General features: G+C 69.4%; 22 protein-coding genes and 2 riboswitches. Of the genes, 17 read left to right on the top strand and 5 right to left on the bottom strand.

Annotated features, from left to right (window positions below; genetic code table 11):
* Positions 1-34: 34 nt before the first annotated feature.
* Genes TU34_RS11050 through TU34_RS11030 form a run of 5 tightly spaced genes read left to right on the top strand, consistent with a single transcriptional unit; the run spans position 35 to position 5093 of the window.
* Complete coding sequence (locus tag TU34_RS11050; RefSeq protein WP_045822985.1) at positions 35-1603, top strand: carboxylesterase/lipase family protein; 1569 nt, start codon at positions 35-37, stop codon at positions 1601-1603.
* 16 nt (positions 1604-1619) lie between these two features.
* Complete coding sequence (locus TU34_RS11045; RefSeq protein ID WP_045822984.1) at positions 1620-2645, top strand: alcohol dehydrogenase catalytic domain-containing protein; 1026 nt, start codon at positions 1620-1622, stop codon at positions 2643-2645.
* Positions 2642-2959: a Dabb family protein gene (locus TU34_RS11040; protein ID WP_045822906.1), complete on the top strand. Its 318-nt coding sequence runs from the start codon at positions 2642-2644 to the stop codon at positions 2957-2959. The genes TU34_RS11045 and TU34_RS11040 overlap by 4 nt, the downstream gene beginning before the upstream one ends.
* Positions 2956-4110: an endonuclease/exonuclease/phosphatase family protein gene (locus TU34_RS11035; RefSeq protein ID WP_045822905.1), complete on the top strand. Its 1155-nt coding sequence runs from the start codon at positions 2956-2958 to the stop codon at positions 4108-4110. The genes TU34_RS11040 and TU34_RS11035 overlap by 4 nt, the downstream gene beginning before the upstream one ends.
* An 11-nt stretch (positions 4111-4121) precedes the next feature.
* Positions 4122-5093 (top strand): aldo/keto reductase, encoded by a 972-nt coding sequence (locus TU34_RS11030; protein WP_045822904.1) that lies wholly within the window; start codon positions 4122-4124, stop codon positions 5091-5093.
* An 81-nt stretch (positions 5094-5174) separates the two neighbouring features.
* Here TU34_RS11030 and TU34_RS11025 read toward each other — a convergent pair whose 3' ends face one another.
* Positions 5175-5999, bottom strand: coding sequence for an SDR family oxidoreductase (locus TU34_RS11025; RefSeq protein ID WP_045822903.1), 825 nt, complete (start codon positions 5997-5999; stop codon positions 5175-5177).
* Between the two features lie 159 nt (positions 6000-6158).
* On the opposite strand from TU34_RS11025, the gene TU34_RS22350 reads away from it, so the two are divergent.
* Complete coding sequence (locus TU34_RS22350) at positions 6159-6650, top strand: phospholipase A2 (protein ID WP_052688868.1); 492 nt, start codon at positions 6159-6161, stop codon at positions 6648-6650.
* Between the two features lie 10 nt (positions 6651-6660).
* Here TU34_RS22350 and TU34_RS11015 read toward each other — a convergent pair whose 3' ends face one another.
* Complete coding sequence (locus TU34_RS11015) at positions 6661-7092, bottom strand: VOC family protein (RefSeq protein ID WP_045822902.1); 432 nt, start codon at positions 7090-7092, stop codon at positions 6661-6663.
* Positions 7093-7169: 77 nt separating this feature from the next.
* On the opposite strand from TU34_RS11015, the gene TU34_RS11010 reads away from it, so the two are divergent.
* The 11 genes from TU34_RS11010 (at position 7170) to gcvP (ending at position 19068) form a co-directional block, all read left to right on the top strand.
* On the top strand, positions 7170-7799 hold the full coding sequence (locus TU34_RS11010) for a mismatch-specific DNA-glycosylase (RefSeq protein WP_082080142.1): 630 nt from the start codon (positions 7170-7172) through the stop codon (positions 7797-7799).
* A complete protein-coding gene (locus TU34_RS11005) occupies positions 7796-8350 on the top strand; it encodes a DUF1990 family protein (RefSeq protein WP_045822901.1) in 555 nt (184 codons plus the stop codon). Before TU34_RS11010 ends, TU34_RS11005 begins: the two co-directional genes overlap by 4 nt.
* A 49-nt stretch (positions 8351-8399) precedes the next feature.
* A complete protein-coding gene (locus TU34_RS11000) occupies positions 8400-9305 on the top strand; it encodes an alpha/beta hydrolase (RefSeq protein WP_045822900.1) in 906 nt (301 codons plus the stop codon).
* Positions 9306-9411: 106 nt separating this feature from the next.
* The gene (gene secA2 / locus TU34_RS10995; RefSeq protein ID WP_045822899.1) at positions 9412-11841 is read left to right on the top strand and encodes an accessory Sec system translocase SecA2; all 2430 of its coding nucleotides are present in this window, start codon (positions 9412-9414) and stop codon (positions 11839-11841) included.
* 36 nt (positions 11842-11877) lie between these two features.
* Positions 11878-12507, top strand: coding sequence for a CDP-alcohol phosphatidyltransferase family protein (locus TU34_RS10990; protein WP_045822898.1), 630 nt, complete (start codon positions 11878-11880; stop codon positions 12505-12507).
* A 30-nt stretch (positions 12508-12537) separates the two neighbouring features.
* Positions 12538-12942, top strand: coding sequence for a glycine cleavage system protein GcvH (gcvH, locus tag TU34_RS10985; RefSeq protein ID WP_045822897.1), 405 nt, complete (start codon positions 12538-12540; stop codon positions 12940-12942).
* Positions 12943-13084: 142 nt separating this feature from the next.
* Positions 13085-13543 (top strand): glycogen accumulation regulator GarA, encoded by a 459-nt coding sequence (gene garA / locus TU34_RS10980; RefSeq protein ID WP_338062996.1) that lies wholly within the window; start codon positions 13085-13087, stop codon positions 13541-13543.
* A 75-nt stretch (positions 13544-13618) separates the two neighbouring features.
* Complete coding sequence (gene ftsR / locus TU34_RS10975) at positions 13619-14302, top strand: transcriptional regulator FtsR (protein ID WP_045822895.1); 684 nt, start codon at positions 13619-13621, stop codon at positions 14300-14302.
* 151 nt (positions 14303-14453) lie between these two features.
* Complete coding sequence (locus TU34_RS10970; protein WP_045822894.1) at positions 14454-14954, top strand: bifunctional nuclease family protein; 501 nt, start codon at positions 14454-14456, stop codon at positions 14952-14954.
* 373 nt (positions 14955-15327) lie between these two features.
* On the top strand, positions 15328-15924 hold the full coding sequence (locus TU34_RS10965; RefSeq protein ID WP_045822981.1) for a MerR family transcriptional regulator: 597 nt from the start codon (positions 15328-15330) through the stop codon (positions 15922-15924).
* Positions 15925-15937: 13 nt separating this feature from the next.
* Positions 15938-16038, top strand: a riboswitch (glycine riboswitch).
* Positions 16039-16162, top strand: a riboswitch (glycine riboswitch). It abuts the riboswitch before it with no gap.
* 47 nt (positions 16163-16209) lie between these two features.
* Positions 16210-19068, top strand: a complete 2859-nt coding sequence (gcvP, locus tag TU34_RS10960) for an aminomethyl-transferring glycine dehydrogenase (RefSeq protein ID WP_045822893.1) — start codon at positions 16210-16212, stop codon at positions 19066-19068.
* 30 nt (positions 19069-19098) lie between these two features.
* Here the strand turns inward: gcvP and TU34_RS10955 are convergent, their stop codons facing one another.
* The 3 genes from TU34_RS10955 to TU34_RS10945 all read right to left on the bottom strand — a co-directional run bounded on the left by TU34_RS10955 (position 19099) and on the right by TU34_RS10945 (position 23419).
* Entirely contained in the window at positions 19099-20271 is a 1173-nt protein-coding gene (locus tag TU34_RS10955; protein ID WP_045822892.1) for a type 2 periplasmic-binding domain-containing protein, read from the bottom strand.
* A gap of 24 nt (positions 20272-20295) precedes the next feature.
* A complete protein-coding gene (locus TU34_RS10950) occupies positions 20296-22470 on the bottom strand; it encodes a malate synthase G (RefSeq protein WP_045822891.1) in 2175 nt (724 codons plus the stop codon).
* A 73-nt stretch (positions 22471-22543) separates the two neighbouring features.
* Positions 22544-23419 carry a 3-methyladenine DNA glycosylase gene (locus tag TU34_RS10945; RefSeq protein ID WP_150116490.1) on the bottom strand — a complete coding sequence of 292 codons (876 nt, stop codon included), beginning with the start codon at positions 23417-23419 and terminating at the stop codon, positions 22544-22546.
* Position 23420 lies beyond the last annotated feature (1 nt).

The following is a 23420-nucleotide window of genomic DNA, read 5'->3' as shown; positions in this document are numbered from 1 at the left end:
GCTCGGTGACGTCGGCGTTCGGCACACTGGACCGATGAGCGACGACACCGTGGTGATGACCGACAGCGGACCCGTCCGCGGGTCGGTCACCCACACCGAACCCACCGACACCGAGCCGACGGCGACCATCCGGTCGTGGAAGGGCGTGCGCTACGCCGCGCCGCCCGTCGGCGACCTGCGATGGCGAGCACCGCAACCGCCGACCCCCTGGACCGAACCCGCCGACGCGACGCGGTTCGGTGCGGCGGCGCCCCAGCCGACGCTGCCGTTCTTCGATCTCGGCGACGGCGTCACCCTCGACGAGGACTGCCTGTTCCTCAACATCTGGGCCGCCGACACCGACACCGACACGCCGCGGCCGGTGATGGTGTGGGTGCACGGCGGTGCCTATGTCCTCGGTGCCGCGAGCCAGCCGATGTACGACGGCACCTCGCTCGCCGCAAGCGGCGAGGTCATCGTCGTGACCGTGAACTATCGGCTGGGAGCGTTGGGGTTCCTGGATCTGACGTCCTTCGATGCCGCCGATCACCGGTTCGAGTCGAACCTGGCGCTCCGGGACGTGATCGCCGCGCTGCGCTGGGTGCGCGAGAACATCGCCGCCTTCGGTGGCGACCCGGGCCAGGTCACCCTCTTCGGAGAGTCCGCGGGCGGTGGGATGGTCACCACCCTGATGACCGTCCCCGCCGCCGAGGGCCTCTTCCACCGCGCCATCGCCCAGAGCTCACCGGCCACCTCGGTCTACGACAGCACCCGCGCCCGCGGCATCGCCGAGAAGTTCCTCGAGAACATCGAGGTGTCACCCGACGCCCTCACGGACCTGTTGTCGATCCCCGCCGACCGGATCGCGCAGGTGGGCAACGCCCTGTTCGACGCCACACCGAAGAGTTCGCCGGGCACCCTCGCCTTCGCTCCCGTCGTCGACCGCGATCTCGTCCCCGACTATCCGGTGACGGCGTTCCGGGATCACCGTGCCCATCCGGTGCCCCTGATGATCGGCACCAACAAGGACGAGGCCGCACTGTTCCGGTTGATGCGCTCGCCGCTCATCCCGATCACCCGCGACTCCATCCGCTCGATGTTCGCCCAGATCGCGCGGGAGCGACCCGATCTGCCGCTCCCCACCGAGGAGGTCGTGCTCGAGGCCTACGCCGACGTGCGTGCGAAGGGGCGCGGCGAGGCCATGGCCCGAGACATCGGGTTCCGGATGCCGACGGTGTGGCTCGCCGACGGCCACAGTCAGATCGCGCCGGTGTTCCTCTACCGGTTCGACTGGGCGACCACCATCCTCCGGTTGTTCCGCATCGGCGCCACCCACGCCACCGAACTGCCCTACGTCTTCGGCACCCTCACCAGCGGCTGGAAGGACATCACCTTCAAGCTCGGGGGGCGCGCGACCGGGGAGGCGGTGTCGCGGCGGATGCAACGCCGTTGGATCGGCTTCGCCGTCTCCGGCACGCCCGACGGTCTCGACGGCGACCCGGCGTGGCCGTCCTACGGCGACGACCGCGCCACCCTGGTCATCGACAGCACCGACGACGTGGTCGTCGATCTCGACCGGGCTATCCGCTCGGCCTGGGGCGACGAGGTGCTGAGCTTCACCTGACCGGCACACTGGGGTGGTGCGCGCAGCGATCTACCGCAGTTTCGGGGGACCGGTCTCGATCGAGGAGATCGACGACCCGCCCTGTCCGCCCCACGGGGTGATCGTCGCGGTCGGCTCGACCGGCCTGTGCCGCAGCGACTGGCACGGCTGGCAGGGCCACGATCCCGACATCCCCCTGCCGAACGTCCCCGGCCACGAACTCGCGGGGACCGTCGTCGAGGTCGGCCCCGACGTGCGGAACTGGGCCGTCGGCGCGCGCGTGACCGTTCCGTTCGTGTGCGCGTGCGGCGAGTGTGCCGCCTGTGCCCGCGGCGACCAGCAGGTGTGTGAGCGACAGACGCAACCGGGATTCACCCACCACGGATCGTTCGCCGAACGCGTCGCCCTCGACCACGCCGACGTCAACCTCGTCGCCGTTCCCGACGCCGTCGATCTCGACACCGCGGCGTCGCTGGGATGCCGCTTCGCGACGGCCTACCGCGCCGTGGTCCAGGTGGCCGACGTCCGCGCCGGAGAACGGGTCGCGGTCCACGGATGCGGGGGAGTGGGCCTGTCGGCGGTGATGATCGCCGCCGCCCGCGGTGCCCACGTGGTCGCCGTCGACCCGTCGGAACGCAGTCGTGCGCGGGCGGTCGAACTCGGTGCGGCGCAGACCTGTTCGGACGCGGACGGTGTGACCGAGATGGACGTGTCGATCGATGCGTTCGGCGCGCCGACGACCATGCGCGCCTCGCTCGGGTGCCTTCGACGGCGTGGCCGCCACGTGCAGGTCGGTCTGCTCGGTGCGGACGACACCCCGCCGGTGCCGATGGGCGCGGTGATCGCGCGAGAACTGCAGATCCTCGGCAGCCACGGCATGGCCGCCCACACCTACCCCGCGATGCTCGCCGAGATCGCCGACGGCACCCTGCGACCGCAGGATCTGGTGCGCGAGACGATCGGCCTCGACGAGGCACCGGCCCGCCTCATGGCGCTCGGGGAGCCGTCGGCGGGTGTCGGTGGCGTGACCGTGGTGCGTGTGGCCGCCATAATCGGGTCATGATCCGCAACGTGGTGGTGGGCCGACTCCGGGTGACCGACGACGACGGGCAGGCGCGGGCCGACCGACGGCAGCTCAGGGCGGGCCTCGACGGCATCGCCGCGTTGCGTCTGCCGGGCGTGTTGGCCAACCACTGTGGCCTCGACGCCGAACTACGCGCCGGTGGTTGGGATTTCGCCATCACCAACGACTGGATCGACGCCGCCGCCTACGAAGCGTACGACACCGACCCTGTGCACAACGTGTTCCGTGCGCAGATCGTCGAGGTGTGCGACCAGGTCGCCCGCGTGCAGTTCGAGATCGCCCCCGGCCTGTGACGCTCACCGCCGACGTCGCCGTCCACACGATCCGGCGTATCCCGAGATCGCCGGACCCGAGACTCCCGCGCATCGACGTCGACGACCACCGTCCGGGGCTCATCGACGTCGTCGGCACCAGCATCCGTGACCGCGGTTGGTGGGTGATCGTCGGCGTCGCCGTGGGGATCGTGATCGCGGTCCTCGCCTCCGGGGGTGTGGTGTCCGCGGCGATCGCGGGTGCCGTCGGCGGATTCGCGCTGGCGTTCGCGGTCTCGCAGTTCCTCGGACTGCGCCTCGGCCCGCATCGCACCGACACCCCGATCGTCGACGTGGTCCCCGAGACGCTGCGGGTGATGGAGTTCAACGTTCACGGCGGGATGGGTGGGCCCGGGAAGTTCTTCGCGACCCGGACCACACTCGACCACCTCGCGGCGACGATCGCCACGCACCGTCCCGACATCGTCCTCCTGCAGGAACTCGCCGACTTCGCCGCGCGGTCCAACGGGACTGACACCCTCGCCCGATTGGCCCGTCGACTGACGCCCACGGGTGCGGTGATGGCGCCCGCCGCGGAGAAGATCTACGGTCGCCGCGAAGGAACGGGGATCCTCACCTTCGGTGGGATCACCGTCGGCGACGCCCGCGGACTCAGGATCTCCGACCCGTTCGGCGACGGCACCGGCCGGCGCCTGCGGTCGGCCGCCGACATGTGGATCGGGGTGATCGGCGGATGGATCGGCCGTCGGCCGCGACCGTTCGGGGCGGTCACCGAGTACCAGCCGCGCGGGGCGTGCGATGCCATGATCCGCACCGCGGCCGGCAACGAGATCCGCCTCGTGTCGGGACATTTCAGTTCCCCCCACGACGGCGTCGACGAACCCGCCCGACAGGTCGCACCCGTCGCGGAGATCCTCGGCCGGTGGCAGGGGCCCACCATCATCGGCGCCGATTTCAACGTCCGCGACGGCTCACCTGAGTTCGCCGCCGAACACGAACGCTTCGCCGCCGCCGGGCTGACCGAGGCCACAGCCGGCGCACCCGCCAACAGCGACCGCATCTACGCGTCGGCGCATTTCGCCGCGACCGACGCCCGCAAACACGACACCCCGCCCGGGGAGTCACCGGCGAGCGACCACTCGCCGGTCACCGTCGACCTGCACCTGCGCTAGAAGGAGATCCGATGGACTACGTCAACCTGGGGACCAGCGGACTGCGTGTGTCGCGGATCAGCCTGGGCTGCATGACGTTCGGCGAACCCGGTCGGGGAACGCACGAGTGGACCCTGCCCGAGGAGCAGTCGCGCCCCATCATCGCCCACGCCCTGGAGGCGGGCATCAACTTCTTCGACACCGCCAACTCGTACTCGGCCGGGTCGAGTGAGGAGATCGTGGGACGTGCGCTGCGTGACGTCGCCGACCGCGACGACGTCGTGATCGCGACCAAGGTGTTCCACAACGGTCGGAAGGCGCCGTACGAACGTGGGCTCTCCCGCAAGGCGATCATGACCGAGATCGACGGCAGCCTCCGACGACTCGGCACCGACCACGTCGACCTCTATCAGATCCATCGGTGGGATCCGCTCACCCCGATCGAGGAGACCCTCGAGGCGCTCCACGACGTGGTGAAGGCCGGCAAGGCCCGCTACATCGGGGCGTCGTCGATGTACGCGTGGCAGTTCGCCAAGGCGCTGCACGTCTCCGAGCGCAACGGATGGACGCGCTTCATCTCGATGCAGGACCACTACAACCTGCTCCACCGCGAGGAGGAGCGGGAGATGCATCCGCTGTGCCTCGACGAGGGCGTCGGGGTGATCCCGTGGAGCCCGCTCGCCCGCGGTCGACTCACGCGCGACTGGGACAGCACCACCGAACGCAGCTCCACCGACGCCTTCGGCTCGACGCTGTACACCGACGACGACCGCACCATCGTCGACGCCGTCGCTGCGATCGCCGACCGCCGTGGGGTCCCGCGCGCGCAGGTCGCGCTTGCGTGGGTCCTGCACCAGGCGGCGGTCACCGCACCGATCATCGGTGCGCGCACCATCTCCCACCTCGACGACGCCGTCGCCGCCACCACACTGCGTCTCGACGACGACGAGATCGCGGCCCTCGAAGCGCCCTACCGGCCGCGACCCGTCGTCGGATTCGGCTAGAGCAGGTCAGCCCTGCGCTGGAAGCGCTGAATCAGCCCTGCGCTTCCAGCGCTGAATCAGCCCTGCGCTTCCAGCGCTGAATCAGCCCTGCGCTTCCAGCGCGACGTCCTGCCACTGCTCCCAGTTCGCGATCCGGCTCTCGTAGTCGGCCTTCGCGATACCCAGCGGCGCCTCGCCGAAGAACACCCGCAGCGGCGGGGTCTCGGCGTCGATCACCTTGAGCAGCGCACGCGCCGATGCCGCCGGGTCGCCCGGGGTGCCGCTGCGCTTCGCGCGCGCCTGCTGAGCCTTCTCGTGGGCGTCGGCGTAGGCGTCGAGTTCGGTCGCGTGCTTGGCCGAGGGTCCGCTCCAGTCGGTGGAGAAGCCGCCGGGCTCTATGAGCGTGACATGGATCCCGAAATCGGCGACCTCCTGGGCCAGCGACTGCGAGAAGCCCTCTAGCGCCCACTTCGACGCGTGGTAGAGGCCGACCAGTGGGAACGCGCTGATGCCGCCGATCGACGAGACCTGCAGGATGTGGCCGCTGCGCTGCTCGCGCATGTAGGGGAGCGCGGCCTGCGTGATCCACAGTGCGCCGAAGACGTTCGTCTCGAGCTGCGCGCGCGCCTCCGCCTCACTGACCTCCTCGACGAACCCGAAGAGGCCGTAGCCGGCGTTGTTGATGACGATGTCGAGACGCCCGAAGGTGTCGTGCGCCTTCGCGACGGCGGCGAAATCGGCGTCACGGTCGGTGACGTCGAGCGCGATGGGCAGGATCGCGTCCCCGTACTTGTCGACCAGATCGTCGAGCGACGAGGTGTCGCGCGCGGTGGCGGCGACCTTGTCGCCCCGATCGAGAGCCGCGATCGCCCACTCGCGTCCGAAACCTCGTGACGTGCCGGTGATGAACCAGACCTTGCCGCTCATGACTGCCGCCTCTCTCGCTGTGTGCGTACGGACCGCACGATCGACCGATGCCGACCGCGGTCTCTCGTGGCAACGTCGTTACTCCTGCGCACCATTCCCGTCGCCGATGGTTTGCGCGATCGACCACCGCCCGACACACCGATCTGCTTAGTTCAGGCAATGAACAAAACTCGTGCCGCGGTCATCGCCGCCCTCCTGATGTTCTTCGCGATCATCGGCGACGGCGCCGTCGCAAATGCCACTCCGACCGAGCAGTACCCCGTGGACCCGGCCGCGCAGTCCGCGTCGCAGGTCTACCCGGGTCCGCCGTTGAGCGCCCAGGCCCGCTCGGCGCAGCGCGCCGCTTTCGTGAGCGTGCCCAGCAACTACGTCTACAACGTGAACCTCGCACCGGTCGCGCGTCACGACTACTGCACGTCGTCACCGGACAGCTACTTCAGCGCCGACTTCCGCGGACCCTGCGCCCGTCACGACCTCTGCTACGACGCAGCCGACCGCGCGGGCACCAACTACTCGGCCTGCAACTCGGCGCTGCGGACCGACCTGATCACCAACTGCGCGTACGCATACGGCGGCAGCGGCGCGTCGTACCAGACGTGCGTCGCCACCGCCGACGTCTACTACGCCGCGGTCACGGTCGCCCACCTGTAGCGACGACCACCTAGTCGAAGGCCACGGTCCCGTCGTCGCCGACCCGCCATCCGGGGTTGTGCGCGATCTCCCAGACCAGCCCGTTCGGGTCTCGCACATGGGCGTGGAAGATGCCGCCGAACGCACCGTCGGAGGGTGGGACCAGGACCGTGGCCCCGGCCGCGACCATCTCGTCGACGACCGCGATGACCTCGTCGCGGTCGTCGACGTTGGAGGCGAGGGTGACGCCGCTGATCCCGGTGGTCGAGGTCGTGCCGCCGAGGTCGGCGTCGTACTTCCCCGCGTCGAAGAGACCGAGCAGCAGACCGGGAGCGACCTGGAAGAAGAGGATCTCGCCCGGGACGTCCATGAGGGCATCCCACCCCAGACGCGCGCAGTAGAACTCGCGTGCGGCGTCGAGATCGTGCGTCGCGACGGTGATGAAGTGCGTCTGCATTCGCATCGGTCCACGGTAGGACGATCGTCGACCTCGGCGCACGCGGTCGCCGACGGCTGCCTACCGGGGTGTACAAGTCAGGTATGGGATTCACGCGGGAACAGCTCGAGTCATATCGCGACGACGTCATCGACGACCTGATCGGACCCGACTGCCGACTGCTCATCGTGGGCATCAACCCCGGGCTGTGGACCGCGGCGACCGGAGCCCATTTCGCCCGGCCGGGCAACCGTTTCTACCCCGCGTTGCACTGTGCGGGCATCGTCCCGCGCATCATCGACGCCGCCGACGGATTCACCGACGCCGACCGCGCGACCCTCCTCGACGCCGGGATCGGCATCACGAATCTGGTGCCCCGGGCGACCGCCCGCGCCGACGATCTGACCACCGCGGAACTGAGGGCCGGCGCCCTCGTGCTCATCGAGACCATCGAACGCGTGCAGCCGGCCCTGGTCGCGTTCGCCGGGATCACCGCCTATCGCACGGCATTTCAGCGTCCGAAGGCGAACACCGGTCGTCAGCCCGACGACATCGCCGGCTGCCCGGTGTGGGTGATGCCCAACCCGAGTGGTCTCAACGCCCACGACACCGTCGACTCCCTCGCCGCCGCCTACCGTGAGGCCGCCACCGCGGCGGGTCTCACCGTGGGCGCCACCGTCGCCGCCGCGGTGCCGCCACCCCGACCACCGATCAAGAAGGTTCGTCGACGATGAGTCGATCGACCACCCGGCTACCCGACGCGACGATCGAGGCGTTGCGCCATGCCCCCTTCACCTACGCCGAGGTGGGCGCCACCGCCGACGATCCACTGCCCTCGGGGTACGCACATCAACGACGAGAGGTCGTCGTCGGCCGCGGGGCGCAACGGTTCGTCCGGTGCGCGCAGGCGGTCATGGGGTGGCAGGTCCAGCTGCGGTCGGGGATCGCGGTGGCCACCTCCGACGACCCGATCGTCGACGGTGCGATCGCGCGGATCGCGATCGGCGTGGGTCCACTGCGACTGCACGCACCCACACGGGTGGTCTACGTCGTCGACGAGGACCGCCGGACCGGTTTCGCCTACGGCACGCTCGCCGGACACCCGGAATCCGGAGAGGAGTCGTTCGTGGTCGAGCACCGCCCCGACGACTCCGTCGTCTTCGTGGTCCGCGCTTTCTCGCGGCCGGGAAGTCTCCTCACCCGTGCGGCCGGTCCGCTGGGCCCCGTCGCCCAACACCTCGTCGCCGGGCGTTACCTGCGCGCCGTCGCCGGTCTGCCCGACTGATCGACAGGCATCCTCGCGCCGCGGCCGTACCACTGCATAGGGTCTGCGCATGACCTTCACGCGAACCGATGTCGGCTTCAGCTCCGCGGGCGAGCGATGCGCGGGCTGGCTCTACCGGCCCGAGGTCGACGACAACGCGTCGGGGCCCGTACCGATCGTCGTGCTCGGGCACGGGCTGGGCGCGGTGAAGGAGATGCGCCTCGACGCCTTCGCCGAACGCTTCGTCGCCGCGGGATATGCCGCGCTGGTCTTCGACTACCGCCACTTCGGTGGGAGCGAGGGCACCCCGCGCCAACTACTGGACATCGGCAGACAGCGCGCCGACTGGCACGCCGCGATCGCCTACGCCCGCGGGCTCGACGGCATCGACCCCGATCGCGTCGCCCTGTTCGGCACGTCGTTCGGCGGCGGGCACGTGCTGGCCGTCGCCGCGCAGGACCCGCGCGTGGCCGCGGTGATCTCCCAGTGCCCCTTCACCTCCGGTCTCGCCTCGGCCCTCACACTCGGGGTCGGGCCGTCGATCCGCGTGACCGCCCTGGGGTTGCGTGACGCCGTCGCCCACCTCGCGCGCCGGTCGCGGGTGATGGTGCCCCTGGCCGGGCGCCCCGGTGAGGCCGCACTGATGAACGCCCACGACGCGCTCGGCGGCTACCTCGGCATCGTCCCCGACGGCGACGACGACTTCGCCAACGCCGTCGCCGCGACCATCGGGTTGCAGATCCCCATGCAACGGCCCGGGAAGTACGCCGCCGACATCGAGGTCCCGGTGCTGTTCGGGGTCTGCGAGTCCGACACCGTCGCACCGATGGGACCGACCCTGCGGTTCGCCGCCAAGGCCCCCAAGGGCGTGATCAAGCGCTATCCCGTCGGCCATTTCGACATCTACGTCGGCGAACCCTTCGAGATCGCCGTCGCCGACTACGTGCAGTTCCTGCGCGAGGCCCTCCCCGTCTGAGGCGGTGGCCCGCGTACCGTGGACCGCGCCGAGGGGCGTCACGCCGACTCGGCCCGGTAGCACTCGGCACCACGCGGTGTCGACACACAGGTAGGAGTTCGACGCGGTGGGAAAGCTCTCGAACAGGATGTGGCGGGCACTGGGCGCGCAGTCGTCGCGGAACCAGTCGAAGTCGGTCGCGCTGATCAAGCGGTCGACCGAGCACGATTCGTGGGCGGCCGGTCTCGACGACGCCGAGTTCGCCGCCGCCGCCGAGAAGCTCGACATCACCGACCCCGCGGGCACCGATCGCGCGAAGTTCCTCGCCCTGGCCCGTGAGGCCGGCGACCGGGCCCTCGATCTGCGTCCCTTCGACGTCCAGCTGCAGGGGGCCCTGCGTCTGCTCGAGGGCGACGTCGTCGAGATGGCCACCGGTGAGGGCAAGACCCTCGCCGGCGCGATCGCCGCGGTCGGCTACGTCCTCCAGGGTCGGCGCGTGCACGTCATCTCGGTCAACGACTACCTCGCCACCCGCGATGCGGAGTGGATGAAGCCGCTGTTCACCCTCTTCGACATCACCTCCGGTGCCGTGTCGGAGTCCTCCACCCGCGCCGAGCGCACCACCGCCTACGACGCCGACATCACCTACGGCTCGGTGAACGAGGTCGGCTTCGACGTGCTGCGCGATCAGCTCGTCACCCACGCCGACGAGCTCGTCTCGCCGCGACCCGACGTCGCGATCATCGACGAGGCCGACTCGGTGCTCGTCGACGAGGCGCTCGTCCCGCTGATCCTCGCCGGCGCGACCACCGGTGAGGTCCCCGACCGCGTCATCCACGACGTCGTCGGCAAGCTCAAGAAGAACCACTACGAGATCGACACCGAGGGACGCAACGTGTTCCTCACCGACGAGGGCGCACAGTTCGTCGAGGCCGAGCTCGGCGACATCAACCTCTACGACGAGGAACACGTCGGCACCACGCTGGTGCACGTCAACATCGCGATGCACGCCCACATCCTGGTCGAGCGCGACGTCCACTACATCGTGCGCAACGGCGAGGTCCACCTGATCAACGCCTCGCGGGGCCGCGTGGCACAGCTGCAGCGGTGGCCCGACGGCCTGCAGGCCGCGGTGGAGATGAAAGAGGGCCTGGCGCAGACGGATTCGGGTGAGGTCATCGACACGATGACCGTGCAGGCCCTCATCGGTCGCTACCCCACGGTGTGCGGCATGACCGGCACCGCGCTCGCGGCGGGCGAGCAGTTCCGCCAGTTCTACGACCTCGCCGTCTCCCAGATCCCACCGAACGCCGACAACATCCGTGTCGACGAGCCCGACCGTGTCTTCGACAGCAAGCACAACAAGTCCGAGGCCGTCGTCGCCTTCGTCAAGGAGATCCACGAGACCGGCCAGCCCGTCCTCATCGGCACCCACGACGTCGCCGAGTCCGAGGAGCTGGTCTACCTGCTGGAGCGGGCGGGCGTGACCAGCGTCGTGCTCAACGCCAAGAACGACGCGCAGGAGGCGGCGATCATCGCCGAGGCCGGCGCCCTCAACGCGGTCACCGTCTCGACGCAGATGGCCGGTCGCGGCACCGACATCAAGCTCGGAGGATCCCGCGGCGAGAAGGACGGACGGTCCACCGGCGCCCGTGACCAGATCGTCGAGCTCGGCGGCCTGTGCGTCATCGGCACCGGTCGGCACGACACCGAACGCCTCGACAACCAGCTGCGCGGTCGCGCCGGCCGTCAGGGCGACCCCGGACGGTCGGTGTTCTTCTCCAGCCTGCAGGACCCGGTGGTCACCAAGAACCTCTCGTTCAAGCGCGACCCCGAGTCCGAGGAAGAGGACGGCTCGATGGGGGAGAAGGGGATCGAGCTCATCGAGCAGGCCCAGCGTGTCGCCGAGGGCATCATGCTCGAACTGCACGCCAACACCTGGCGCTACAACAAGTTGGTCAACCAGCAGCGCGACATCGTCGTCAAACGGCGCATGGAACTGCTGACGACCGAGGTGGCCCTCGATGAGTTCACCGAGTCCGAGCCCGATCGGGTCGCGGAGCTGACCGGCTCGGCCGCCCCGGGGAGCACCGGGCGCCACGGCGCCGCATCGGACGACGCCGAGGACCCGGCCGACGACGAGGCGGGGGAGAAGGCGGCGGGAACGGTCGCCGTGCGGACCGAGCCGGTGCCGCACGATGTCCTGGTGCAGGCGGCACGGGAGATCGCCCTGTTCCACCTCGACCGCGCGTGGGCCGATCACCTCGCGTTCGTCGCCGACGTCCGCGCCAGCATCCACCTGCGCTCGATCGGACGGGAGAGCCCGCTCGACGAGTTCCACAAGCTGATCCTCGACGAGTTCTCGCGACTCCCCGGTGAGGCGGTCGAGAAGTCACGCACCACGTTCCGGGAGGCGACGATCACCGCCGACGGTGTCGATCTCGACGCCGCCGATCTCCGTCGGTCGACCACGACGTGGACCTACATGGTCCACGACAACCCGTTCGCGGGCGGCGGGGCGAAGACGCTGCAGGGCATCATCGGCATCTTCCGGTGACCGGTGTCGCCGCTGTCTCTGTGACAGTCTGAGCGCATGGATCCCGACGGGCCTCCCGCCACCACCGACGCCCCGTCGGACCGCGTCCTCACCGTCCCCAACCTGCTGAGCTTCCTGCGCCTGCTGTTGGTGCCGGTGTTCGTGTGGTTGCTGTTGTTCGTCGAGGCCGACGGATGGGCCTTCGTCGTCCTGCTGGTCTCGGGGTTCTCCGACTGGGCCGACGGCAAACTCGCGCGCCTGCTCAACCAGTCGTCGCGGCTGGGCGCGCTGCTCGATCCGGCCGCCGACCGGCTGTACATGATCGTGATCCCCATCGGCCTGGGCATCCGCGACATCGTGCCGTGGTGGATGATCGCGATCCTGCTGGCCCGCGACCTGTTGTTGCTGGCCAGCGTCCCGTTGCTGCGCAGCCGCGGGATGACCGCCCTGCCGGTCACCTACGTCGGCAAGGCGGCGACGTTCTCCCTGATGTACGGCTTCCCGTTCGTGCTCGGCGGACAGCTCGACGGACTGTTCGGCGACATCATGCACCCCATCGGCTGGGCGTTCCTGGTGTGGGGGATAGGCATGTACCTGTGGTCGTTCGTGCAGTACTGGTGGCAAACCGTGCTCGTGCTCAGACAAATGCCACGGGTGGGGAGTCAGATGCCACGGGTGGGCGGATGACCGACCGCGATCCACGCTAAGGTTCTCCGCGTGAGTGAGACAGAGGTTCCCGAAAACCTGCGCTACACCGTGGAACACGAGTGGATCGAGCAGGTCCGTCCCGGCGTCGTGCGTGTGGGCATCACCGCCTACGCCCAGGACCAGCTCGGCGATGTCGTCTTCGTGCAGCTCCCCGCCGTCGACGATGCCGTCGACTCGGGTGAGTCGTTCGCCGAGGTCGAGTCGACCAAGAGCGTGTCCGACATCTACGGCCCGCTCGCGGGCACCATCGCCGCGGTCAACGACGACCTCGACGCCACCCCCGAACTGGTCAACTCCGACCCGTACGGCGCGGGCTGGCTCGTCGAGATCGCGGTCGCCGAGGACACCGATCTGAGCGTGATCCTCGAGGATCTGCTCGACGCCGACGGGTACCGCACAGCCATCGAGGACTGACCTCGGCGCATCGTCGCCGGTGTCGATCCGAGGCACCCCGGTGCGGTTAGGATCGACCCGACGGGCGGGCCTCATCCGGCGTGACAACAGCGTTGTCCGGACCCCACCGGGTCCGGACACCAGAAGAGCTTAAGGAGAAGTGGTGAGCGACAACGAGAAGGACCTCGACGCCCCCGTCGAGACGACGTCGGTCTTCCGCGCCGATTTCATCAAGGAACTCGACGCGAACAGCGGGTCCACCACCGAGTCCGCCGAGACCGCGGTCGAGCGGCTGTCGGCCGGCACCGCGCTGCTGGTCGTCAAGCGCGGCCCCAACGCCGGGTCGCGATTCCTGCTCGACCAGACCACCACGTCGGCCGGACGCCATCCCGACAGCGACATCTTCCTCGACGACGTGACGGTCAGCCGCCGTCACGCCGAATTCCGCTTGGGCGACAACGAGTTCCAGGTGGTCGACGTCGGCAGCCTCAACGGCACCTACGTCAACCGCGAGCCGGTGGACTCCGCGGTGCTGGCCAACGGGGACGAGGTGCAGATCGGCAAGTTCCGACTCGTCTTCCTCAGCGGCCCGCACGCCGACGGGTCCCCGGCCAACGGGTAACGCGTGACCTCGCCGTCCACGGGTCCGGGCCCGGGACCGAAGAACTCAGCAGATCGATCACCGGCCGATGGCTCCATGTCCATCGGTTCGGTGCTCGATCAGCTGCGTGGCGACTTCCCGGACGTCACCATCTCCAAGATCCGGTTCCTCGAGTCCGAGGGTCTGATCACCCCGCAGCGCTCGCCGTCGGGATACCGACGCTTCAGCACCGGCGACTGCGAGCGGCTGCGTTTCGTCCTCACCGCCCAGCGTGACCGTTACCTGCCGCTGAAGGTCATCAAGGAACAGCTCGAGGCGATCGATCGTGGCGAGCGGATCGACCCGGGCACCCCGCGGTTGCTCTCCTCGGCCCGGTCGTGGGTGGCCCCCGCGGTCGATTTCGAACGCTCCGGCGGTCGCATCTCCCGCGAGACCCTGCTCGAACGCACCGGCGCCGACACCGCGTTCGTCGCCGAACTCCAACGCAGCGGTCTGCTGACACCCGGCGCCGGCGGCTTCTTCGACGAGGACGCCGTGCGCCTCGTCGAGGCCGCCTCGGCGCTCGCCGACTACGGCCTCGAGGCCCGACACCTGCGGGCGTTCAAGGTCTCGGCCGACCGTGAGGCCGGTCTGGTGGCCCAGATCGCCAACCCGATCGCCAAGGGCAAGGGCGCCGGTGCACGTGACCGCGCCGAGGAACTGATCCGCGAGGTCGCCGCCCTCTCGGTCACCCTGCACACCCAGTTGGTGAAGGCGGCCGTCCGCGACGCGCTGGACTGAACCGCCGTCGGGGTGCGGCCACCCTCGAACTGCGCACGCGCGCACGAGCATTGTCACCGTCCCGGCCTGCGCAAGGTGGGCGCGTGGACGCCGGTGAGGTGTAGCGTCGAATGCGATGTCAGGCGACATTCGATGCCGTTGGGAGAATCGCATGGGTCAGATGCAGGTGGTGGGGATCCGGGTGGAGCCGCCCCAGGGACAACCCGTGCTGCTGCTGCGCGAGGTCGACGGCGAGCGCTACCTCCCGATCTGGATCGGACAGAGCGAGGCGGCGTCGATCGCCCTCAAGCAGAAGGGTGTCGAGCCCCCGCGTCCGCTCACCCATGACCTGATCGTCAACCTGGTCGCGGCGTTCGGGCAGGAACTCGTCGAGGTCCGGATCGTGGACATGCAGGAGGGCACCTTCTACGCCGAGCTGGTCTTCACCGGCGATCTCCGGGTGTCGGCCCGGCCGTCGGACTCGGTCGCGGTCGCCATGCGCGCCGAGGTCCCGATCATCGCCGACGAGGGGGTGCTCGCCGAGGCGGGACTGTTGATCCCCGACGAGGAGTCCGCCGACGGCGACGAGGTGAAAGAGGACGAGGTCGAGAAGTTCAAGGAGTTCCTCGACACCATCTCGCCGGACGACTTCAAGGCCTCAGGCGGAGCCTGATCTGTGTGACAGGCGGAGCCTGATCTGTGTGACAGGGCGGAGCCTGATCTGTGTGACAGGGCGGAGCCTGATCTTGGCGGTGTTCGAGGTCACGGTTGGGCCTCTGCCGGATCACAGTTGACCCTCAAGCTGACGTTGAGGTTGAGCCGCCCGCGAGTCGCGTTGAAACACGCTGGCGGCGCACCTACCGTTCACCACGACGCCCGCGACGAGCGGGACGGCACCCAGGGTCGGGTAGACGGCGTAATCTGAGTGACATCGATGGTGTTCGCACCATCATTCCTCGGGTTGCCGGGGACTCCCCCGAGCATTCGAGGAGAACTCAGTGGGCGACGAGCCGACCACCCGCGATGACGCGGACACCGCCGCGGACGTGACCGACACCGGGCCGGTGGCCTCGGTCCAGCAGGCCCGACAGGGCACACTCGACGACATCGCGCCGGGACTGTTCCCGAACGACACCGTGCCCGACGAACTCGTCGGCTACCGCGTGCCGAGCGCCTGCCAGATCGCCGGCATCACCTACCGCCAGCTCGACTACTGGGCACGCACCTCGCTGGTCGTGCCGTCGATCCGCGGAGCCGCGGGCAGTGGCAGCCAACGGCTGTACTCCTTCAAGGACATCCTGGTCCTGAAGATCGTGAAGCGACTCCTCGACACCGGGATCTCGCTGCAGAACATCCGCGTCGCCGTCGACCACCTGCGCAAACGCGGTGTCGAGGACCTCGCCCGCATCACCCTGTTCTCCGACGGCACCACCGTTTACGAGTGCACCTCGGCCGAAGAGGTCGTCGACCTGCTGCAGGGCGGTCAGGGTGTGTTCGGCATCGCCGTCGCAGGCGCGATGCGCGAGCTGTCGGGCACCATCGCCGATTTCCCGGGCGAGCGCGCCGACGGTGCGATCGCCGAGACCGCCCCCGAGGACGAGCTCGCGGCTCGCCGCAAGACCCGCGCGCGCCGCACCGGCTAGACTCTTCCTACGTCGCCGCGACACGGGAGAGCGTCGTGACCCGCGAGGGTCTCGGCCGCCGAAGGAGCAACACCTCTCCGCCAATCTCTCAGGCCCCAGGACCGTGTCGTACGCCGGCGTCTCTGGAAAGTGGTGACCGAGTCACCCGCCCACGGTGAAAGGCCGCTCCGAGCGGCTGAATCTCTCAGGCGCCCGAGCCGACCCATCGCGTCGGTGACGGCAGGACAGAGGGGGAGGACCCACCTCAGTCCGGCGTGCCGCCGGACTCGGCGCAAAGGTTCTCCCGTGACCGAGCTGTTCTCCGATGTCTTCGCAGACCGCCATGTCGGACCCGATTCCGACGACCTCGCCCGCATCCTGTCGGTGCTGGAGATCTCCTCTCTCGACGACCTCGCCGATCGGGTGGTGCCCGCCTCGATCGCCGACCCGGCCGACGCCAACGGTCTGCAGACGCTGCCGCCGGCGGCCACCGAGGTCGAGGCCCTCGCCGAGCTGGCCGAACTGGCCTCGCAGAACACCGTCGCCACCTCGATGATCGGCCTGGGCTACTACGGCACCCACACCCCGGCGGTGCTGCGGCGCTCCATCATCGAGAACCCCGCCTGGTACACCGCCTACACCCCGTACCAGCCCGAGATCAGCCAGGGCCGACTTGAGGCACTCCTCAACTTCCAGACGATGGTGTCCGACCTGACCGGCATGGACGTCGCGAACGCGTCGATGCTCGACGAGTCGACCGCCGCGGCCGAGGCCATGACGCTGCTGCGCCGCGCGAACAAGAGCAAGTCGCCGCGTTTCCTCGTCGACACCGACGTGTTCCCGCAGACCGCCGCGGTGATCACCACCCGCGCCGAGCCGCTCGGCATCGAGGTGGTCCGTGCCGATCTCACCGCCGGCCTGCCCGACGGCGAGTTCTTCGGCGTGCTGCTCCAGGTGCCCGCCGCCTCGGGCGCGGTCATCGACGCCGCCCCCATCATCGCCGCCGCCCACGAGCGCGGCGCGCTGGTCGCCGTCGGTGCCGATCTGTTGGCCCTGACCCTCATCACCGCGCCCGGCGACCAGGGTGCCGACGCCTGCTTCGGCACCACGCAGCGCTTCGGCGTGCCGATGGGCTTCGGTGGACCCCACGCCGGGTACCTGTCGGTGCACACCGCCCACGCCCGCCAGCTGCCCGGCCGTCTGGTCGGGGTGTCGAAGGACGCCGACGGCAACCTCGCCTACCGGCTGTCGCTGCAGACCCGTGAGCAGCACATCCGCCGCGACAAGGCGACCAGCAACATCTGCACCGCCCAGGTCCTGCTCGCCGTCCTCGCCGCCATGTACGCGAGCTACCACGGCCCGAAGGGACTCACCGGCATCGCCGAGCGCGTGCACGCCCGCGCGACGTCGATCGCGAACTCGTTGACCGCCGGTGGCGTCGACGTCGTGACCGACACCTACTTCGACACCCTGTTGGTGACGGTGCCCGGCCGTGCCGCCGACGTCGTGGCGGCCGCCAAGAACGACGCGAACATCAACCTGCGTCTCGTCGACGCCGACCACGTCGGCGTCGCCTGCGACGAGACGACCACCGCCGAGCACGTCGCCGCGGTCGCCGCCGCCTTCGGGGTCGACCTCGCCGACGCGTCGGCTCCGGCGCCGATCAGCCCCGCACGTACCTCGGAGTTCCTGACCCACCCCGCGTTCAGCCGGTACCACACCGAGACGGCCATGCTGCGCTACCTGCGGCGACTGTCCGACAAGGACATCGCCCTCGACCGCAGCATGATCCCGCTCGGCTCGTGCACGATGAAGCTCAACGCGGCCGCGGAGATGGAGCCGATCACCTGGCCCGAGATCGCCGGCCTGCACCCGTTCGCCCCGAAGGCCGACGTCGCCGGGATGCGGACCATGATCACCCGCCTCGAGAAGTGGCTGTCGGACATCACCGGATACGACCGGATCAGCCTGCAGCCCAACGCCGGTTCGCAGGGTGAGTACGCGGGTCTGCTCGCGATCCGCAAGTACCACCTCAGCCGCGGCGACGAGACCCGCGACATCTGCCTCATCCCGTCGAGCGCGCACGGCACCAACGCCGCCTCGGCGGTGATGGCGGGCATGCGCGTCGTGGTCGTCGCGTGCCGTGCGAACGGTGACGTCGACACCGCCGACCTCAAGGAGAAGATCGCGACCCACGCCGAGACGCTGGCCGCGATCATGATCACCTACCCCTCGACCCACGGTGTCTTCGAGCACGAGGTCCGCGAGATCTGCTCGGCCGTCCACGACGCCGGCGGTCAGGTCTACGTCGACGGCGCGAACCTCAACGCTCTCGTCGGTGTCGCCCGACCGGGCCAGTTCGGCGGCGACGTCAGTCACCTGAACCTGCACAAGACGTTCTGCATCCCGCACGGCGGCGGCGGACCCGGTGTCGGACCGATCGGCGTCCGCGAGCACCTCGCGGAGTTCCTGCCCGGACACCCGCTCGACGACGACCTGCCCGGCGACATCACCATCTCGGGCGCACCGTACGGCTCGGCGTCGATCCTGCCGATCACCTACGCCTACATCCTGATGATGGGGGCCGAGGGGCTGCGACGGGCCACGCTCACCGCCATCGCGTCGGCCAACTACATCGCCAAGCGACTGGCCGACCACTACCCGGTGCTCTACACCGGGGCGAACGGCACCGTCGCGCACGAGTGCATCCTCGACCTCCGCCCGATCACCAAGGCGACCGGCGTCACCGTCGACGATGTCGCGAAACGACTCGCCGACTACGGTTTCCACGCGCCGACGATGAGCTTCCCGGTGTCGGGGACCCTGATGGTCGAGCCCACCGAGAGCGAGAACCTCGACGAGATCGACGCCTTCATCGACGCGATGGTCGCCATCAAGGCCGAGATCGACAAGGTGGGCGACGGCACCTGGGCCGTCGACGACAACCCGCTGCGGGGCGCACCGCACACCTCCGAGTGTCTGGTGGCGCAGTGGGATCACCCCTACACCCGCGAGGAGGCCGCGTTCCCGAACGGACGACCCAGCGCCGGTGCGCGCGACAAGGTGTGGCCCTCGGTGCGCCGGATCGACGGCGTCTACGGCGACCGCAACCTGGTGTGCAGCTGCCCGCCCATCGAGGCCTTCAGCGAGCCCGTCGAGGCCTGAGCGGGTCAGCCGACCCGAGTCGAGGTTCGGCTACCCGCCGAGCACGAGTTGCGCGATCGCGGCGCCGGCGGCCGGTTCGGGCGCCGGCATCGGGGTCGCGGTGACGTCGAACGACACCGCCGCGGTCCGGGTGGGAAGCGATGCGCCGCCCCGGAATCCGAGCGTGGTGATGGTCCGCAACTGGTCCGGTGTCCGCGCGAACCGGAAGAACGCAGCGACGGCCTCGGCCTGGGTGGCGCTCACCTGCGGGCCGGTCAGGTCGACGACCGGGTGATCGGCCGTGGGTGTCGTGCCCTGGGGCCGTAGCTCGACCACCGATGGTTGTGCGGTGTCCTTGGTGGCGGCGTAGAGGGCCTGTTCGGTGATCGGGACGGCGTGGACGGCCGCCCCCGCCGGGTCACCGTTGCCCGCGATCGTCGTCAAGGTCCGCTGCGCGCTGCCGTCGGTCGCGACGGGGGAGCGTCGGCGCAGATCGAGCAGTGTCGAGGTCACCTGCCGCGACTGCGCATCGGCCACGGTGAGGCCGTTCGCCGTCGCCCGACCCACCTCGGTCGCCACGGCCTGCGATGCGAGCACGGTCGCGTCGCTGCCCGGGCCCGACGCGCGGGCCATCTGCAACGAGCCCCAGCCCCGCAACCCGAACTCGGCGAGGCTGTTGTCGTTGCGCTGCAGGGTGGGCAGTTCGATCCACGACACCCGCCCCGCCGCGGCCCGCGCGAACTCCGGTGCCACCGCCAGCACCACGGGCGACGACACCAACGACTCCGGGTCGCCGTCGACGATCGCTGAACGGGCAGCCAGCAGCTGTGCACTCCACACCGACGACGCCGGCACCCACGCCGCGGGGTAGGCGCCCATCGATGCGGTGTCCCAGGTACCGGTCAGTCCCTCGAGCGTGGTCTTCGGGTCCGACGGTCGCACCGTCACCGTCACGCACGCATCGCGCACGACGGGCCGGGTCGCCGAGTAGGCCTGCGCGATCGTGGCCAGTGGTGTGGCGATGTCGGCGTCGGCGAGAACGGTGACCGTCTGCTCGCCTTCCACGCAGGTACGCGCGGCAGCGTCACCGTCGTCGGACAGGCTGGTGCCCAGCAGGTTCCAGCCCACTACGAGCGCCACCACCACGATCACCGCGAGGATCGTCAGCGACAACCCCCGGCTGACGCCGCGGCGGCGCGTCTCGTCGGTGCGGTGCTGACCCATAGGCGACGAGGATAGCCTCGCCGATCAGCCCTGCGCGGCCTTGTACTCCCGGCGACGGCGATGCAGGATCGGCTCGGTGTAGCCGCTGGGCTGCGTGGTCCCGGACAGGATCAGCTCCTTCGCCGCCTGGAAGGCGATGTTGGAGTCGAAGTCGGGGGCCAGCGGCCGGTAGGTCGCGTCGCCCTCGTTCTGTCGGTCGACGACCGGCGCCATCCGCTCCAGCGAGGCGACGACGTCGGCCTCGGAGACGATGCCGTGGCGCAGCCAGTTCGCGAGGAGCTGGCTGGAGATCCGCAGCGTCGCGCGGTCCTCCATGAGCGCGACGTCGTGGATGTCGGGGACCTTCGAGCAACCGACGCCCGCATCGATCCACCGGACCACGTAACCGAGGATCGACTGGCAGTTGTTGTCGAGCTCCTGCTGCTTCTCCTCGTCGCTCCAGTCGGTGTTCGGGGCGAGCGGGATGGTCAGGATGTCGTCGACCGAGGCCGGGTCGCGCTTGGCGATCTCGTCCTGACGCTCGAACACGTCGACCTGGTGGTAGTGCAGCGCGTGCAGCGTCGCAGCCGTCGGCGAGGGCACCCACGCGGTGTTGGCGCCGGCCTTCGGGTGACCGATCTTCTGCTCGAGCATGTCGGCCATCAGATCGGGCATCGCCCACATGCCCTTGCCGATCTGTGCGTGGTGCTGCAGACCCGCGTGCAGGCCGGTGTCGACGTTGAAGTCCTCGTACGCCTTGATCCACGCCTGCGACTTCATCTCGGCCTTGCGGACGACGGCGCCGGCCTCCATCGAGGTGTGGATCTCGTCGCCGGTGCGGTCGAGGAAGCCGGTGTTGATGAAGACGACCCGCTCGGATGCCGCGGCGATACAGGCCTTGAGGTTGACCGTGGTACGGCGTTCCTCGTCCATGATGCCGACCTTGAGGGTGTTCTCGGGCAGCCCGAGCAGCTTCTCGACACGACCGAACAGCTCGACGGTGAAGGCGACCTCGTCGGGACCGTGCATCTTCGGCTTGACGATGTAGATCGAACCGGTGCGCGAGTTCTGCAGGCCGTCGGCGCTCATGCCGTGGACGCCGATGAGCGAGGTGAAGATCGCGTCGAGGATGCCCTCGGGCGCCTCGGCGCCGTCGGCGGTGACGACCGCGTCGTTGGTCATGAGGTGGCCGACGTTGCGGACGAACAGCAGCGACCGACCCGGCAGGGTGAGCTCACCGCCACCGGGCGCGGTGTAGACGCGATCGGGGTTGAGCACACGGGTGAAGGTCTTGCCGCCCTTGCTGACCTCTTCGGCCAGATCACCCTTGTTGAGTCCCAACCAGTTCCGGTATCCGAGCACCTTGTCGTCGGCGTCGACCGCGGCGACGGAGTCCTCGAAGTCCATGATCGTGGTGATCGCCGACTCGACGAGGACATCCTTGATGCCCGCGGGGTCGGTGGAGCCGATGGGGGAGTCGGCGTCGATCTGCACCTCGAGGTGCAGTCCGTTGTGGCGCAGCAGGACACCGGTCGGGGCCGAGGCCTCGCCGGTGAACCCGACGAACGCGGCCGGATCGGCAAGAGCGGTGGTCGAGCCGTCGTCGAGGGTGACCGTGAGGACGGTGCCGTCGACGGCCAGGCCGGTCACCGACGCCCACGAACCGCCCTCGAGCGCGACCGCGCCGTCGAGGACGTTCTTGGCGTAGGCGATGACCTTGTCGCCACGGACCTTGTTGTACGAGCTGCCCTTCTCGGCGCCGTCGGTCTCGGGGATCGCGTCGGTGCCGTAGAGCGCGTCGTACAGCGAACCCCAGCGCGCGTTGGAGGCGTTGAGCGCGAAGCGTGCGTTGAGGACCGGGACGACGAGCTGCGGGCCGGCGGTGCTGGTGATCTCGGTGTCGACGCCGGCGGTGGTGATCTGGAAGTCCGCGGGCACCTCGACGAGGTAGCCGATGTCCTGCAGGAACGCCTTGTAGGCGCCGGCCTCGAAGGTGTTGTCGCGGTGCCATGCGTCGATCTGCTGCTGCAGCTCATCGCGGACGCCGAGCAGCTCGCCGTTGCGGGGCGCGAGATCGGTGATGATCTCTGCGACACCGTTCCAGAACGCGTCGGTGTCCACACCGGTGCCGGGCAGGGCCTCGGAGGTGATGAAGTCGTGCAGAACGGACGCGACCTGCACGCTGTTCCCGCCTTCTCCGACTGTGACCCGCTCGGTCATGACTGCCTCGCTTCTCCTGGTGTGGACGTGTGTTCGGCGTTCAGGTTACTCGGCGGTAAGCGGGCGTCGTCGCTCAGGTTGCGCTGATCAGGGCCGCGCAACGATCGATGAGACGGCGACGCAGCACCGCCGCCCGCCGAGCCGACGCCGCCTGCAGCCGAACGTATTCGGCACGACCACGGGCCGATTCGATCTCGATCGGCGCGAAGCCGAGCCCGGCGAGGTCGTAGGGGCTCGCGCGCATGTCGAGCGCCCGGAGGTCGAAGGCGAGTTCGAGGGCGTCGACGACGGTCTCGGAGTCGATGAGGGGCACCAGCTTGTGCGCCCATTTGTAGAGATCCATCCCGGCGTGCACGCATCCGGGTTGCTCCCGGTCTACCTGGGTCGACCGCGACAGCGGCTCGACGTTGCGCCCGGTCGCGTCGTCGGTGAAGAAGCGGAACGCGTCGAAATGGGTGCAACGCAGATCCGCCGCCTCCACGACGGCGTCGGTGTCGGTCTCGGACAGGCGCAGCGGCGCGGGGTGCCGCCGCGTGTCCGGGGCGCGGTAGACCATCGCCCACTCGTGCAGGCCGAAGCAGTTCAGACGCGGCGCGCGGGATTCGGTCGCCGACAGGAGGCGGTGCACGAACGCGACGGTGGTGAGCCGGTCGGCGAGGTGGTCGGGATCGACCGTCAGGTGCCCGTCATCGGTGACCGCGTAGTGCGGGAACTGCCGATGCGGTGGTTCGCCGCCGAGCGCCACGCCGAAACCGGGGTGCCACCGACGCAGCTGTGCCGGCTTGTGGCTGTAGTAGCGGAACAGGAACTGCCACACCGGGTGTGCCTCACCCGACGCCGTCTGCTGCGGGTGTGCCGTCAGCAGTGTGTCGACGCGGTCGCGATGCGTCGATGCGCGCTGCGCCCACTCATCCGGCGCGAGCACCCGGCCGGTGGTGGTGATGGACACG

This window comes from Williamsia herbipolensis (assembly GCF_000964005.1).
Lineage (GTDB): Bacteria > Actinomycetota > Actinomycetes > Mycobacteriales > Mycobacteriaceae > Williamsia_A > Williamsia_A herbipolensis.
This window is presented reverse-complemented; position numbering and strand designations above follow the sequence as displayed.

What these genes read in the sequence shown, in the direction of transcription:
- TU34_RS11050 (WP_045822985.1), top strand. Translation starts at nt 35, where the DNA reads ATGAGCGACGACACCGTGGTGATGACCGACAGCGGACCCGTCCGCGGG.
- TU34_RS11040 (WP_045822906.1), top strand. Translation starts at nt 2,642, where the DNA reads ATGATCCGCAACGTGGTGGTGGGCCGACTCCGGGTGACCGACGACGAC.
- TU34_RS11030 (WP_045822904.1), top strand. Translation starts at nt 4,122, where the DNA reads ATGGACTACGTCAACCTGGGGACCAGCGGACTGCGTGTGTCGCGGATC.
- TU34_RS11025 (WP_045822903.1), bottom strand. Translation starts at nt 5,999, where the DNA reads ATGAGCGGCAAGGTCTGGTTCATCACCGGCACGTCACGAGGTTTCGGA.
- TU34_RS22350 (WP_052688868.1), top strand. Translation starts at nt 6,159, where the DNA reads ATGAACAAAACTCGTGCCGCGGTCATCGCCGCCCTCCTGATGTTCTTC.
- TU34_RS11015 (WP_045822902.1), bottom strand. Translation starts at nt 7,092, where the DNA reads ATGCGAATGCAGACGCACTTCATCACCGTCGCGACGCACGATCTCGAC.
- TU34_RS11010 (WP_082080142.1), top strand. Translation starts at nt 7,170, where the DNA reads ATGGGATTCACGCGGGAACAGCTCGAGTCATATCGCGACGACGTCATC.
- TU34_RS11005 (WP_045822901.1), top strand. Translation starts at nt 7,796, where the DNA reads ATGAGTCGATCGACCACCCGGCTACCCGACGCGACGATCGAGGCGTTG.
- TU34_RS11000 (WP_045822900.1), top strand. Translation starts at nt 8,400, where the DNA reads ATGACCTTCACGCGAACCGATGTCGGCTTCAGCTCCGCGGGCGAGCGA.
- TU34_RS10990 (WP_045822898.1), top strand. Translation starts at nt 11,878, where the DNA reads ATGGATCCCGACGGGCCTCCCGCCACCACCGACGCCCCGTCGGACCGC.
- ftsR (WP_045822895.1), top strand. Translation starts at nt 13,619, where the DNA reads ATGTCCATCGGTTCGGTGCTCGATCAGCTGCGTGGCGACTTCCCGGAC.
- TU34_RS10970 (WP_045822894.1), top strand. Translation starts at nt 14,454, where the DNA reads ATGGGTCAGATGCAGGTGGTGGGGATCCGGGTGGAGCCGCCCCAGGGA.
- TU34_RS10955 (WP_045822892.1), bottom strand. Translation starts at nt 20,271, where the DNA reads ATGGGTCAGCACCGCACCGACGAGACGCGCCGCCGCGGCGTCAGCCGG.
- TU34_RS10950 (WP_045822891.1), bottom strand. Translation starts at nt 22,470, where the DNA reads ATGACCGAGCGGGTCACAGTCGGAGAAGGCGGGAACAGCGTGCAGGTC.